General features: G+C 72.2%; 11 protein-coding genes. 7 read left to right on the plus strand and 4 right to left on the minus strand.

Translation table 11 applies throughout. The features are described from left to right. Window positions 1–193 precede the first annotated feature (193 nt). On the plus strand, window positions 194–1,345 hold the full coding sequence (locus tag ACIPSE_RS08820) for an FG-GAP repeat domain-containing protein (protein ID WP_401659155.1): 1,152 nt from the start codon (window positions 194–196) through the stop codon (window positions 1,343–1,345). A 124-nt stretch (window positions 1,346–1,469) separates the two neighbouring features. On the opposite strand, the gene ACIPSE_RS08825 is transcribed toward ACIPSE_RS08820, so the two are convergent. Continuing rightward, window positions 1,470–3,044, minus strand: coding sequence for a multicopper oxidase family protein (locus ACIPSE_RS08825; RefSeq protein WP_401659158.1), 1,575 nt, complete (start codon window positions 3,042–3,044; stop codon window positions 1,470–1,472). Between the two features lie 239 nt (window positions 3,045–3,283). Continuing rightward, entirely contained in the window at window positions 3,284–3,976 is a 693-nt protein-coding gene (locus ACIPSE_RS08830) for an N-acetylmuramoyl-L-alanine amidase (RefSeq protein WP_401659161.1), read from the minus strand. 60 nt (window positions 3,977–4,036) lie between these two features. Between ACIPSE_RS08830 and mnmA the strand changes: the two genes are divergently transcribed. Continuing rightward, entirely contained in the window at window positions 4,037–5,158 is a 1,122-nt protein-coding gene (mnmA, locus tag ACIPSE_RS08835) for a tRNA 2-thiouridine(34) synthase MnmA (protein WP_401659163.1), read from the plus strand. A 3-nt stretch (window positions 5,159–5,161) separates the two neighbouring features. Here the strand turns inward: mnmA and ACIPSE_RS08840 are convergent, their stop codons facing one another. Continuing rightward, window positions 5,162–5,488: a DUF427 domain-containing protein gene (locus ACIPSE_RS08840; RefSeq protein WP_401659166.1), complete on the minus strand. Its 327-nt coding sequence runs from the start codon at window positions 5,486–5,488 to the stop codon at window positions 5,162–5,164. A gap of 50 nt (window positions 5,489–5,538) precedes the next feature. On the opposite strand from ACIPSE_RS08840, the gene ACIPSE_RS08845 reads away from it, so the two are divergent. From ACIPSE_RS08845 to ACIPSE_RS08865, 5 genes are all read left to right on the plus strand, one after another. Continuing rightward, window positions 5,539–6,078: a TIGR00730 family Rossman fold protein gene (locus ACIPSE_RS08845; protein ID WP_401659169.1), complete on the plus strand. Its 540-nt coding sequence runs from the start codon at window positions 5,539–5,541 to the stop codon at window positions 6,076–6,078. Between the two features lie 26 nt (window positions 6,079–6,104). Continuing rightward, window positions 6,105–6,794: an SDR family oxidoreductase gene (locus tag ACIPSE_RS08850; RefSeq protein WP_401659172.1), complete on the plus strand. Its 690-nt coding sequence runs from the start codon at window positions 6,105–6,107 to the stop codon at window positions 6,792–6,794. Window positions 6,795–7,001: 207 nt separating this feature from the next. After that, entirely contained in the window at window positions 7,002–8,003 is a 1,002-nt protein-coding gene (locus ACIPSE_RS08855; protein ID WP_401659175.1) for a methionine synthase, read from the plus strand. Window positions 8,004–8,018: 15 nt separating this feature from the next. Beyond that, window positions 8,019–10,211 carry an NAD-dependent DNA ligase LigA gene (ligA, locus tag ACIPSE_RS08860; RefSeq protein WP_401659178.1) on the plus strand — a complete coding sequence of 731 codons (2,193 nt, stop codon included), beginning with the start codon at window positions 8,019–8,021 and terminating at the stop codon, window positions 10,209–10,211. Window positions 10,212–10,503: 292 nt separating this feature from the next. Beyond that, a complete protein-coding gene (locus ACIPSE_RS08865; RefSeq protein WP_401659181.1) occupies window positions 10,504–12,735 on the plus strand; it encodes a putative bifunctional diguanylate cyclase/phosphodiesterase in 2,232 nt (743 codons plus the stop codon). 63 nt (window positions 12,736–12,798) lie between these two features. Here the strand turns inward: ACIPSE_RS08865 and ACIPSE_RS08870 are convergent, their stop codons facing one another. Further along, window positions 12,799–13,383 (minus strand): TetR/AcrR family transcriptional regulator, encoded by a 585-nt coding sequence (locus tag ACIPSE_RS08870; protein ID WP_401659184.1) that lies wholly within the window; start codon window positions 13,381–13,383, stop codon window positions 12,799–12,801. Window positions 13,384–13,450 lie beyond the last annotated feature (67 nt).

Below are 13,450 nucleotides of genomic sequence, written 5' to 3' on the forward strand. Positions count from 1 at the left end.
GTGCCCCGGGCGGGGCCGGCGCGCCTCGCCTGGCACGCGTCACTCGGTGCGCGTCGCCCGGCCGTCGAGTGTCGACAGGCGGCCGGAATTCCGGGGTTCCGGCAGTAAATTCGGGCTAGCTGTCGACAGTTGACGAGGTGTTGGTCTACCTTCTGGTGTCGCCACCCCCCTCCTGTCGACAGAAGGCCGCCTCATGACCGCCGAGCCCTCGTCCGACCACCGCGCCGCCCGGCGGACCGGTGAAGTCCTCGTCGCCGCGCTGCTCCTGACGGCCGGCCCCGCCGCCGGGGCGAGCGCGGACACCACCTCCTGCACCCCCGTCTACGCCCAGCCGGACGCCTCGGCCGAGGCGTCCACCAACACCCGCCATGTCGTCGTCGCCGACCTCGACGGCGACGGCGTCCAGGACGTCGCCGCCGCCAACCTCGACGCGGACTCCGTGACCGTCCTGCTCGGCGACGGCGACGGCACCTTCGCCGCCGGGACCACCTACGCCGTCGGCACCCGCCCGTACCAGACCGTGGCCGCCGACTTTGACGGCGACGGCGTACTCGACCTCGCCACCGCCGACTTCGGGGGCGCGCAGGTCAGCGTGCTGCTCGGCGCGGGCGACGGCACCTTCGGCGCGGCCTCGGCGATCGACGTCTCCGGGTCGCCGCGCGCGCTGGCCACCGGGGACCTCGACGGCGACGGCACCCCCGACCTGGTGGTCGCGGAGCAGCAGACCAGCACCGTACGGGTGCTGCTCGGCGACGGCGACGGGACCTTCACCGACGCGGGCCGGACCGCCACCGGCAGCCAGCCGCACGGCGTCGTCGTCGGCGACCTCGACGGGGACGGCACCGCCGACGTGGCCACCGCCAGCGTGGGCAGCGCCGGGATCAGCGTCCTGCTCGGTGACGGGGACGGCGGCCTCGGTGCCGCGACCCCGTACCCGGCCACCTCCCGCCTCTACTCTCTCGCCCAGGGCGACTTCGACGGCGACGGCGACCTCGACCTGGCCGCCGTCAGCAACGGGACCGCGGCACTCGACGTGCTGCTCGGCGCGGGTGACGGCACCTTCGGCGCGGCGACGACGTACGCGACCTCCGCGCTGCCCGTCGCGGTGGGCGCCGCCGACCTCGACGGCGACGGCCGCACCGACCTGCTCGTCTCCTCGCTGCGCGGCAACTCCGTCACCCTGTTCCAGGGGGCCGCGGACGGTGGGCTCACCCTCCTCGCCGAGCTGCCGGCGACCGGCGCCTACGACGCCGCGGCGGCCGACCTCGACGGCGACGGAGTCCAGGACCTCGCGGTGGCGAACAGCACCGGGGGACAGGTGGACGTCTTCCGGGGAACCTGCTGACGGCCCAGGCCACGGCCGTCGCCCCGGGCCCGGTCCGCCCACGCGCGGTGGGCCGGGGGCTGCCGCCGGCACTTCCACTGCCGGCGGCAGCCCGCTCATCGGGCCGGACCGCGCTGCCGGGAGGTCAGCTCTCCATGACCATCAGGCTCGCCATCATGCCCTCGTCCTCGTGCTGGAGCAGATGGCAGTGGAGCATGTACATGTAGGTGTCGTCGGCGAAGTCGCTGAACTTCATCGCGATCTTGATGGAGCCGCCGCCGACCACCTCGTAGGTGTCGAACCAGCCGAGATCGACCCCGGCCGGCTCCTCCCCGTTGATCTCGACGAGCTGGAACGGCACGTCGTGCAGATGGAACGAGTGCTCCAGCTGGGTGCTGTTGACGATCGTCCAGACCTCCTCCGCGTCCAGGGTCGTCATGATCGTCGCCATCGCGGCCATCGTCGTGCCGACGGAACCGTTGACGGTCATGTTCAGGCCGCTCTGCCCGAGGGTGATCGTGCGGGCGGCGAAGTCCGCCGTGTCGTAGCGGGTGATGGTGGCGAGGGTGCCGGGCAGGTCGTCGGGGGAGTCGGAGGCGTCCGGCGTCACGGTCAGGAAGTCGTACGTGCCGCTGCCGCCGCGCACCCAGCCGGTGGTGACGATCGCCTGGAGCGTCACCGCGTCGCTCAGGTCGAGGACGAACTCGGCCCGCGCGCCCGCCACCAGCCGGATCCCGGTCACCTCGGCCGGCTCGGTGAGATAGCCCTGGTCGGTGGCGATCTGGGTGAGGGTGCCGCCGTCGCCGCGCTGGACGGTCAGGATGTCGGACGGGGAGGCGTTGAGCACCCGGAACCGGGTGCGGGTCCTCGTCGCGGTGAACCCGAGCGTGGTGTCGTCGACGTTGGCGCCGTTGCACAGCAGCGGGAAGTTCAGATCGCCGCCGAGATATCCGGTCAGGTCGTACTTGATGTCGCCCTCGTCGTCGACGGCCAGGCACTGGAGGACGAGCGGGACGTCGTCGACGCCGTACTCGGTCGGCAGAGCGTCCGAGACGGTCGAGGCGTCGTCCACGATGATCATCCCGGCCAGTCCGTGGACCACCTGCTCCGCCGTGGTGCCCAGCGCGTGCGGGTGGTACCAGAGGGTCTTGGCCTCGTCGAGGACCTCGAAGGTGGGCGACCAGGTCTCGCCGTCGGCGAAGGCGTTCTGCGGGCCGCCGTCCATCTCGGCGGGGACATGGGCGCCGTGGAAGTGGACGGTGGTGTCGTCGCCGAGGCTGTTGGTGATGTTCACCAGGACCGTGTCACCGGTGGTCCATTTCATCGTCGGACCGAGGAACGCCCCGTTGTAGCCGGCGGTGGTGCTGGTGACGCCGCCGAGCACCTCCGCGGTGCCGGTCCGCGCCTCCAGGGTGAAGGTGTGGACGCCGTCGGAGGCGGTGCCCTCCAGCAGCTCCGGCACGGGCAGGGTGCCGTCCGCCGCCGCGGCTCTGTTGCCGTTGCCGTCGGTGAGCAGGGAGAAGAGCGCGCCGGCCACGCCGACGGACGCCAGTCCCGCTCCCGCCATGCCGCCGAGGAACGTCCGCCGGTGCAGTCCCTTGCCGCCCCGGCTCCCCTTGCCGTGCTCGCTCTTGACGCCCCGCTCTCTCCTCGCGTGGACGCCCTTGCCCTGCTGTTCCGCCCGCCCCGAGTCGGGAGCGGGATCAGTGGTGTGTGTCATGGCCGTGGAGCCTCGGCCGCGGCGCTGAGCGTGGGCTGGGCCGAAACCAGGAGCGAGCCAGGAAGCCTGTGAACGATGAGGAAGCCCTTTCGAAGGTCAACTCCCTTGAAAAAAAGCCAAGTTGGCTCGGCGCAGGTCAGCTTCGGCGGCGGGGACACATCGGGCGGGCCGATCTCATGGATTGCTCACGATGATGACAATGAGTGACCTGCATCACATCGGGTTGGTGTCCGTCCGCGTCACGCCCGGCCGGAGTCGAGAGCGGTCCGCGCCCGCCGCACCAGTTTCATGTACCGGTCCCAGTCCCAGTGTTCGCCCGGATCGGTGTGATCCGTTCCCGGCACCTCCACATGCCCGATGACGTGCTCCCGGTCCACGGGGATGTCGTAGCGCGCGCAGATCCCCGCCGTCAGCCGCGCCGACGCCTCGTACATCGCGTCCGTGAAGTCCTCGGGATGGTCCACGAAACCCTCGTGCTCGATGCCGACGCTGCGTTCGTTGTAGGAGCGGTTGCCCGCGTGGTACGCCACGTCCAGCTCGCGGATCATCTGGGTGATCCGGCCGTCCTGGCCCACGATGTAGTGCGCGGCGGCCTGATGGCCCGGGTCCTGGAACGCCTTGACCGCGCTCGCGAAGCTGCCCTGGGTGACATGGACGATCACCCTGTCTATGCCGTAGTCGTCCGGCCGGTCCGCGCGCCGCCAGTTCGCGTCCGAGGCCGCGACCCACTTCGCGCTCGCGTAGTCGACCTCGCCCTCCTTGCGGGGCTTCTCGACGCCCGGCACCCGCCACCACAGCCGCGCCAGCTCGTCCCTGGCCAGCACGCCCGCGCCCACGGCCGTCGCCGCCCCGCCGATCAGCAGCGCGCGCCGCCCGATGCGCCGGTCCGCGTCACCCGCCGCCCGTCCCGTGGAATCCCGTCTCGCCCCCATGTGATCGTCAACGGATACTCGTGGGCTTCGGTTCCCGCGCCCCCGTACTCTTGAAGGGTTATGACTGAGACCTCGCCGCGCCCCCTTCGCGTTCTTGCCGCCATGTCCGGAGGAGTGGACTCCGCCGTCGCCGCCGCCCGCGCCGCCGAAGCGGGCCACGACGTGACCGGCGTCCACCTCGCCCTCTCGGCGAACCCGCAATCCTTCCGCACGGGCGCGCGGGGCTGTTGCACCATCGAGGACTCCCGCGACGCCCGCCGCGCCGCCGACGTCATCGGCATCCCGTTCTACGTCTGGGACCTCGCCGACCGCTTCCGCGAGGACGTCGTCGAGGACTTCGTCGCCGAGTACGAGGCGGGCCGCACCCCCAACCCCTGCCTGCGCTGCAACGAGAAGATCAAGTTCGCCGCGCTGCTCGACAAGGCCCTCGCCCTCGGCTTCGACGCCGTCTGCACCGGCCACTACGCCCAGGTGATCCTCCGCGAGGACGGCACCCGCGAACTGCACCGCGCCTCCGACATGGCCAAGGACCAGTCCTACGTCCTCGGCGTCCTGGACGACCGCCAGCTCGCCCACGCCCTGTTCCCGCTCGGCGACACGGTCACCACCAAGGACGAGATCCGCGCCGAGGCCGAGCGCCGGGGCCTCGCGGTCGCCAAGAAGCCCGACTCGCACGACATCTGCTTCATCGCCGACGGCGACACCCAGGGCTTCCTCGCCCGCCGCCTCGGCAAGGCGGAGGGCGACATCGTCGACGAGTCCGGCGAGAAGCTCGGCACCCACGAGGGCGCCTACGGCTTCACCATCGGCCAGCGCAAGGGCCTGCGCATCGGCACCCCGGCCGCCGACGGCAAGCCGCGCTACGTCCTCGACATCTCCCCGGTCGACAACACGGTGACGGTCGGCCCGGCCGCCGCCCTCGACGTGACCGGGCTGCGCGCGATCAAGCCCCGCTGGTGCGGCGCCGCCCCCGTCGGCCCCGGCACCTACACCGCCCAGCTCCGCGCCCACGGCGGCGAGACCGAGGTGCGCGCGGACCTGGTCGACGGCGAGCTGGAGGTCTCCTTCACCGAGCCGGTCCGCGGGGTCGCCCCCGGCCAGGCGATCGTGCTGTACGACGGCACGCGCGTGGTGGGCTCCGCGACGATCGCGACGACCACGCGCGCGACGGCGGGCGTCTAGGGCCTAGTCCGTCACCTCCACCGTGTAGAAGCACAGGTGGTCCTTGATCTGGGCCACGTCCGCCTTCGGGTCGGGGTAGTACCAGACGAGGTCGGGCGCGTCCGGCAGGGACCAGTAGGAGGCCTGCCCCTTGAACGGACAGTAGGTCTGCGTGTCCGAGGGCGTCAGCAGGTCCAGCCGGACGTCCTCGGGCGGCAGGTAGTAGCGCGGCGGGCAGCCCGTCTCCTTGAGGACCAGCGGGCGGGCGCTGTCCGCCAGCACCTGTCCGTCATGGATCGCCCGCACCCGTCCGGTGCCCTGCTCGATCGTGATCGTGTGTCCATCAGCCATACCGGGACAGCGCCCGCCGGCCGCCGGTTCTTCCCGCGTACGGTTGCGTCATGCGAATCTGTGTCTTCCTCTCCGCCGCCGACCTCGACGACCGTTACACCCGACCCGCGCGCGAGTTCGCGGAACTGCTGGGCAAGGGAGGGCACACGCTGGTGTGGGGCGGCTCCGACGTCGGTCTGATGAAGGTCGTCGCCGACGGCGTGCAGGAGACGGGCGGCAAGCTGGTCGGCGTCTCCGTGGAGTTCCTCGCCGCGAAGGCCCGCCCCGGCGTCGACGAGATGGTCGTCGCCAAGGACCTCGCCGAGCGCAAGGCGCTGCTGCTGGAGAAGGCCGACGCGGTCGTCGTCATGGTCGGCGGCACCGGAACCCTCGACGAGGCCACCGAGATCCTGGAACTGAAGAAGCACGGCCACACCACCAAGCCCGTCGTCCTGCTCAACACCGCGGGCTTCTACGACGGCCTCAAGCAGCAGTTCCGGCGCATGGAGGACGAGGGCTTCCTGCCCGTCCCCCTCACCGAGCTCGTGTTCTTCGCCGAGGAGCCGGTGGGCGCGCTCGCCCACATCGAGGAGAACCTCGGCGTCGTGTGACCCCCGGGTGATGCGAGCATGGCGGCATGGCTACACATGTGATCACCGGTGCCGGGTCCGGCATCGGCGCCGCCGTCGCCCGTCGGCTGCACGCGCGCGGGGACGACCTCGTGCTCCACGCGCGGGACGCGGCGCGGGCGAAGGAACTGGCGGCGGAGTACCCCGGTGCGCGGACCCTCGTCGGGGACCTCGCCGATCCCGACAAGCTCAGCTGGGCCTTCTCCCACCAGAGCCTGCCCGACCGGGTGGACTCCCTGCTGCACATCGCGGGCGTCGTCGATCTGGGCCCCGTCGGTGACCTCACCCCCAAGTCCTGGCGCCACCAGCTCAACGTCAACCTGGTCTCGCCGGCCGAGCTGACCCGGCACTTCCTGCCGCAGCTGCGGGTCGCGCGCGGGCACGTGGTGTTCGTCAACTCCGGGGCGGGGCTGCGGGCGCACGCCGACTGGTCCGCGTACGCGGCGTCCAAGCACGGGCTGAAGGCGCTGGCGGACTCGCTCCGGGACGAGGAGCACGCGAACGGGGTCCGGGTGACGTCGGTGTACCCCGGCCGGACGGCCAGTCCCATGCAGGCCAAGGTCCATCAGCAGGAGGGCAAGGAGTACGACCCCTCCCGGTGGATCGACCCCGAGTCCGTCGCGACGACGATCCTCACGGCGATCGACCTCCCGCGCGACGCGGAGATCAACGACCTGACGGTCCGCCCGGGCCGCTGACGGGCCTGTTCCGCCCCCGCCGCCCCGTCCCGTTCCCGTCCCATGGGGCGCCGCCCCCTGGACCCCCGCTCCTCAGACGCCGGAGGGGGCTGAAGTACAGGTTTTTTCAGCCCGTCCGGCGTCTGAGGACAAAGGGGGTCTGGGGGCGCAGCCCCCAGGGTCGGGACGGGTAGGGGCGGCGGGGGCGGGAAACGTAGGGTTCGGGGTGTGAGCGTTGAGAATCGTTTTGCACCCGCCACCGGCGTCGGTTCGCTGCCGGGAGGCGACGCCCGGGAGGCCGCGAAGGCCAGCACCGGGTCCTTCGAGGACTTCCCGTTCCTCGCCGAACTGCCCGCACGCGGCCCCGGCGCCGACATGATCGGCCGCACCGCCGGCATGCTCGTCGAACTGTTCGCCCGCGTCGAACCCAGCGGCTGGCGCCTCGGCGACCACCCGGGCCGCGACACCAAGCGGGCCAGGTCCTGGCTGGGCGAGGACCTCGACGCGATCGAGGAGTTCACCCAGGGGTACGAGGGCCTCCTCAAGGTGCAGGCCGTCGGCCCGTGGACGCTCGCCGCCGCCCTGGAGCTGAGGAACGGAGAGTCCGCGCTCTCCGACGCAGGCGCCTGCCGCGACCTCACCGCCTCCCTCGCCGAAGGCCTCCGCGTCCACCTCGCCGAGGTGCAGCGACGGGTGCCCGGCGCCCGGCTGGTCCTGCAACTCGACGAACCGTCCCTCATCGCCGTCCTGCGCGGGCAGGTGAGGACGGCCAGCGGCTACCGCACCCACCGCGCCGCCGACCGGCAGCTCGTCGAGGCCGCGCTGCGCGAGGTCGTCGGGGTTCACGGCGACGGTCCCGTCGTGGTCCACTCGTGCGCACCGGACGTCCCGTTCGCCCTGCTGCGCCGGGCGGGCGCCGCGGCGGTCTCCTTCGACTTCAGCCTCCTCACCGAGCGTGACGACGACGCCATCGGCGAGGCGGTGGAAGCCGGCACGCGACTGTTCGCCGGTGTCGTGCCGGGCACGGACGGCCGATTGTCGGACCCTGCCGGTAGCGTCATGGGTGTCAGGACGCTGTGGCGCAGGCTGGGGCTGCAACCGGGGCTTCTCGCGGAGGCGGTCACCATCACCCCGTCGTGCGGGCTCGCGGGGGCCTCTCCCGAGTACGCGCGCAAGGCGCTCGCCCACTGCGTCCAGGCGGCGAGATCCCTCGCGGACAACCCTGAGTAACGGGAGGACCACACGGTGGCCGGCGACAAGCAAGCGGAGACGACGGTGCCCGCCGAGGCACGGGAGCAGCACGCGCAGCTCGCTGAGCAGATCGAGGAGCACCGCTTCCGGTACTACGTGAACGACGCCCCCGTCGTCAGTGACGCGGAGTTCGACCGGCAATTGCGCGCCCTCGAAGCCTTGGAGGAGCGCTTCCCCGAGCTGCGCACGCCCGATTCCCCGACCCAGAAGGTCGCGGGCGCCTACGCGACCGAGTTCACCTCGGTCCAGCACCGCTCCCGGATGCTCTCCCTCGACAACGCCTTCGACGACGAGGAGTTGGCCGCCTGGGCCGAGCGGGTCGCCAAGGACGTCGGCTCCTCCGGCTACCACCTGCTGTGCGAGCTGAAGGTCGACGGCCTCGCCGTGAACCTCACCTACGAGCACGGCAGGCTCACCCGGGCCGCCACCCGCGGCGACGGCCGTACCGGCGAGGACATCACGCCGAACGTGCGCACGATCGCCGAGATCCCCGACCGGCTCACCGGCGACCGTGTCCCCGATCTCGTCGAGATCCGCGGCGAGGTCTACTTCCCGATGGAGAAGTTCGAGGAGCTCAACGCCCGCCTGGTCGAGGCCGGCGACAAGCCCTTCGCCAATCCCCGCAACGCGGCGGCCGGTTCGCTGCGCCAGAAGGACCCGCGCGTCACCGCCGGCCGCCCCCTGCACATGGTCGTCCACGGCATCGGCGCCCTGGAGGGGTACGAGGGCCTGACCCGGCTGTCCGAGGCGTACGACCTGCTCAAGTCCTGGGGGCTGCCGACCGCTCAGCACAACCGGGTGGTCGACGACCTCGACGGCGTACGGGAGTTCATCGCCCACTTCGGCGAGAACCGCCACTCCGTCGAGCACGAGATCGACGGCGCCGTCATCAAGCTGGACGAGATCCCGCTCCAGGGCCGCCTTGGCTCCACCTCCCGCGCGCCCCGCTGGGCCATCGCCTGGAAGTACGCGCCCGAGGAGGTCAACACCAAGCTCGTCAACATCCGCGTGGGCGTGGGCCGTACGGGCCGTGTCACGCCCTACGCGCAGGTCGAGCCGGTCACCGTCGCCGGCTCCGAGGTCGAGTTCGCCACCCTGCACAACCAGGACGTCGTCAAGCTCAAGGGCGTCCTCATCGGCGACACGGTGGTGCTCCGCAAGGCCGGTGACGTCATCCCGGAGATCCTCGGCCCGGTCGTCGACCTGCGGGACGGCACCGAGCGGGAGTTCGTGATGCCCGCCGAGTGCCCCGAGTGCGGGACGCCGCTCAGGCCCATGAAGGAGGGCGACGTCGACCTGCGCTGCCCCAACGCCCGCAGCTGCCCGGCCCAGTTGCGCGAGCGGCTCTTCTATCTCGCGGGCCGCAAGAGCCTGGACATCGAGCACTTCGGATACGTCGCCGCCGCGGCCCTCACCAAGCCGCTGGAGCCCTCCGAGCCGCCGCTCCTCGACGAGGGCGACCTGTTCGACCTCACGATCGAGCAACTGCTCCCGATCAAGGCGTACGTTCTCGACCAGGACAGCGGGCTGCCCAAGCGGGACCCGAAGACCGGCGAGGAGAAGGTCGCCACGTTCTTCGCCAACCAGCAGGGCGAGCCCAGGAAGAACGCCCTGTCCATGCTGGAGAACATCGCGGCGGCCAAGGACCGCCCGCTCGCCCGTGTCCTCACCGGTCTGTCGATCCGCCATGTCGGCCCGGTCGCCGCCGAGGCGCTCGCCCGTGAGTTCCGCTCCATCGAGCGCATCGAACAGGCCACGGAGGAGGAGCTGTCCGCGACCGAGGGCGTCGGCGGGATCATCGCCAAGTCGCTCAAGGAGTGGTTCGCCGAGGAGTGGCACCAGGAGATCCTCCGCAAGTGGCGGGCCGCCGGCGTGCGGATGGAGGAGGAGGGCTCCGGCGAGGACGAGGGACCGCGCCCGCTCGAAGGGCTCACCGTCGTCGTCACCGGCACCCTGGAGCACTTCACCCGCGACGGCGCGAAGGACGCCCTCCAGTCCCGTGGCGCCAAGGTCACCGGTTCGGTTTCGAAGAAGACGTCCTTCGTCGTCGTGGGGGACAATCCCGGTTCGAAGTACGACAAGGCGATGCAGCTCAAGGTGCCCGTGCTGAACGAGGACGGCTTCGGCGTCCTGCTGGAACAGGGCCCGGAGGCCGCCGCCGGCGTCGCGCTTCCGAACGAGGAGTAGACGGGCGGCAGGCGATCAGGAGAGCGGAACGGCGGTTGAAGGCCACCCGATCGGCGCATACCAGATGCATACGGGTGGCCGGGGCGCATTCGGGCAACCGTCGACGACCGCTGCCCGTGGAAGCCTTCCGCGGCCTACTGTTGAGACGTGCGCCTTCCGTGCCCGGCTGCGGTGGGGGCGTCCGCGTGCTCCGGCGGAGCACGGGGAAGGGTTTTCCACCACGGCGCCGTGGAGGGTTCGCAGGGCAACGGGCCGCGTGGCGCCAGCACCGCCGGCTGTGAGAGGGACGGGAATGGAACCGACCGAGAGCGCCGCCCCGTACTCACGGCTGCGCCGGATGGCCGGCACCTGGCGGGGGCGCAGACCCACGGGGGCCACGGAACGCCCGGGTGACGCCGGCCGGGCGGCCGTCATGGAGGCACGTGCCGTCGTACCCCTGACGCCCGACCCCGCCACCGGGCTGCTGCCCGGGGCCGATCCGGACCGGCATCTGACCTGGCCCGCGCTGCCCGCGGCGGTCGTCGCGGCGGCCGGGTTCGTCCTCGGCGCCGGTTTCTACCGGGCGTTCAGCGGCAGCCACGCGCTCTTCCCGTCCGGCACCGCGGGCTGGGCGCTCGCCGTGCTGACCGGCGTCATCGTCGGCCATCTCGTCGCGCTCGGCCGCGCCCGCTGGTGGGGCGGCACCGGCTCCGGCGCCGCCCTGACCCTGGCCGTGCTGATGCTGTACGGCTGGGTGCCGGCCGGGATGGTCAGCCTCACCGTCGTCGTGCTGGTCGGGATAGCCAGGCGCCACCGCTGGCGGCAGGGCATCCTGCACGGCGCGGTGGACATCCTCGGCATCGCCGCCGGAGCCCTCGTCCTCGCCGCGTTCGGCCGGGTGCCGTCCGTCGAGGCCCCCTGGAACCCCGACACCTGGTCGGTCTACACCGCCCCCGAGGTCATCCTCGTCGCGGCGACCTATCTCGCGGTCACCCGCGGCCTGCTCTGGTACCTGCACGCGCCCCGCAGCGGCGGACTGCCCACCGTCGCCCGCACCGCCCTGGCCAGACAGGGCCTGGTCGCCGTCGCGCTGCTCGGCATCGCCCCGCTGGTCTGTGTCGTCGCCGTGGCCAAGCCCGTGCTGCTCCCGCTCTTCGCGATCCCGCTGATCGCCCTCGACTCCACCCTGTGGATGGCCCGCGCCCGCGCCGAGGAACAGCTGCGCGACCCGCTGACCGGTCTGCCCAACCGGCAGTGGCTGCTGGAACGTATCTGGACCGCGCTGGACGACGCCGAGCGCATCGGCGCCCGCTCCGCCCTGATGCTCATCGACCTCGACCGCTTCCGGTCGGTCAACGACACCCTGGGCCATCTCGCCGGTGACCGGCTGCTCCTGCAGATAGCCGACCGGCTCCAGCAGGCCCTGCCGCGTGGTGCGGAGGCCGCGCGGCTCGGCGGCGACGAGTTCGCCGTCCTGCTGCCGGTCGCCGACTCCACGACGTCCGCCACCCGCGTCGCCCGCGCCCTGGTGTCCGCCCTCAGTTCGCCGCTCGATCTCGACGGGCTCACCCTCGTGCTGGAGGCCAGCGCGGGGGTCGCCGTCTTCCCGGACCACGCCCTGGACGCCGAGGGGCTGCTGCGCCGGGCGGACGTGGCGATGTACCAGGCCAAGCGGGACCGCACGGGCGTCGAGGTCTACGAGTCCAAGCGGGACTCCAACACCCCCGACCGGCTGGGCCTGCTGGGCGACCTGCGGCGGGCGCTCGACGCGCACGAGGTGCAGCTCCACTACCAGCCCAAGGTCCGCTTCGACGGTCAGGTCGCGGGCCTGGAGGCGCTGGTGCGGTGGGTGCATCCGGAGCGCGGGAAGGTACCGCCGGACGAGTTCATCGCGATCGCCGAGTCGTCCGGGCTGATGCCGTACCTGACGGAGTACGTCCTCGACACGGCGCTCGCCCAGGTCGCCCAGTGGCGGGCGCAGGGGCTGCACGTCCCGGTCGCGGTCAACGTCTCGCCGCGGGACGTCCACACCCCCGGCTTCGCGGGCTCGGTCGCCGCCCGGCTGGCCCGGCACGGCGTCCCGGCGGGCTCCCTGCAGCTGGAGATAACCGAGCACGTGCTCCTGGAGGACCCGCAGCGGGCCGCCGACACCCTCGCCGGGCTGACCGGCCACGGCGTGAAGATGTCCCTCGACGACTTCGGCACCGGTTACTCCTCCCTCGTCCATCTGCGCAGCCTCCCCGTCAGCGAGCTGAAGATCGACCGCTCGTTCGTGGCCCGTCTCGCGGTGGACACCGAGGACGCCGAGATCGTCCGCTGCACGGTGGACCTGGCCCATTCGCTGGGCCTGCTCGTCGTCGCGGAGGGCGTCGAGGACGACGAGACCTGGGAGCGGCTGCGCGACCTGGGCTGTGACGCCGTACAGGGCTGGCTGGTCGCGGCGGCCATGCCGCCGGAGGAGACGACGGCCTGGCTGCGGGCGCGCGGTTCACGCGGCTGGCAGCGCCCGCGGGCGGCCCTGCCCGCGGCCGCCACGGACGAGTGAGCCGCGCGTCGGCGGACGGGTGAGGCGCGCGCGTCAGTCCCGGCCCGCCGTGACAGCCGCGCGTCAGTCCCGGCCCGCCGTGAAGTGACCGATCAGCAGGGCGAGGCGCTCCTGGTGCGCGGCCTCCGGCAGGCGCCCGCTGCGCATCAGCGTCACCAGGCCGTGCAGGCCCGCCCAGAACGTCTCCGCCAGCAGACCGGGGTCCTCGCCCTGTGCCGCGACGGGTTCGACGGCGCCCAGTAGCTCGTTGAAGGCCGCCCACAGCGCGGCCGGGGCCTCAGGGGTGGCGAACGGCAGGTCCACGCGGTGGGTGAACATCGCGTCGTACAGGGCGGGGCGCCGCAGCGCGAACGCCGTGTAGGCCCCGCCGACCGCCGCGAGCGTCTCCCGCGCGCCGGACGCCGCCGCGCGGGCCGCCCGCATCTCGTCGCCCAGCTCCTCGATGCCCTGCACCGCGACGGCCGTCATGATCGCGTCCTTGCCCTTGAAGTGGCTGTACAGGACGGGCTGGCTGTACTCGATCTCGGCGGCCAGCCGGCGTGTGGTCACCGCGTCCCAGCCCTCCGCCTCGGCCAGTTCCCGGGCGGCCGTGACGATCAGCCGCTCCCGCTCCGCACGTTCGCGCTCCCGGCGCGTCTGAATCGACATGCCCCGGATTCTAGCAGCGCTAGCCAATCTGTCGACGCTCTGCTAGCTTCGCTCTCACTACTAGCGC

This window comes from Streptomyces sp. NPDC090106, from assembly GCF_044747265.1.
Lineage (GTDB): Bacteria > Actinomycetota > Actinomycetes > Streptomycetales > Streptomycetaceae > Streptomyces.

What these genes read in the sequence shown, in the direction of transcription:
- ACIPSE_RS08820 (WP_401659155.1), top strand. Translation starts at nt 194, where the DNA reads ATGACCGCCGAGCCCTCGTCCGACCACCGCGCCGCCCGGCGGACCGGT.
- ACIPSE_RS08825 (WP_401659158.1), bottom strand. Translation starts at nt 3,044, where the DNA reads ATGACACACACCACTGATCCCGCTCCCGACTCGGGGCGGGCGGAACAG.
- ACIPSE_RS08830 (WP_401659161.1), bottom strand. Translation starts at nt 3,976, where the DNA reads ATGGGGGCGAGACGGGATTCCACGGGACGGGCGGCGGGTGACGCGGAC.
- mnmA (WP_401659163.1), top strand. Translation starts at nt 4,037, where the DNA reads ATGACTGAGACCTCGCCGCGCCCCCTTCGCGTTCTTGCCGCCATGTCC.
- ACIPSE_RS08840 (WP_401659166.1), bottom strand. Translation starts at nt 5,488, where the DNA reads ATGGCTGATGGACACACGATCACGATCGAGCAGGGCACCGGACGGGTG.
- ACIPSE_RS08845 (WP_401659169.1), top strand. Translation starts at nt 5,539, where the DNA reads ATGCGAATCTGTGTCTTCCTCTCCGCCGCCGACCTCGACGACCGTTAC.
- ACIPSE_RS08850 (WP_401659172.1), top strand. Translation starts at nt 6,105, where the DNA reads ATGGCTACACATGTGATCACCGGTGCCGGGTCCGGCATCGGCGCCGCC.
- ACIPSE_RS08865 (WP_401659181.1), top strand. Translation starts at nt 10,504, where the DNA reads ATGGAACCGACCGAGAGCGCCGCCCCGTACTCACGGCTGCGCCGGATG.
- ACIPSE_RS08870 (WP_401659184.1), bottom strand. Translation starts at nt 13,383, where the DNA reads ATGTCGATTCAGACGCGCCGGGAGCGCGAACGTGCGGAGCGGGAGCGG.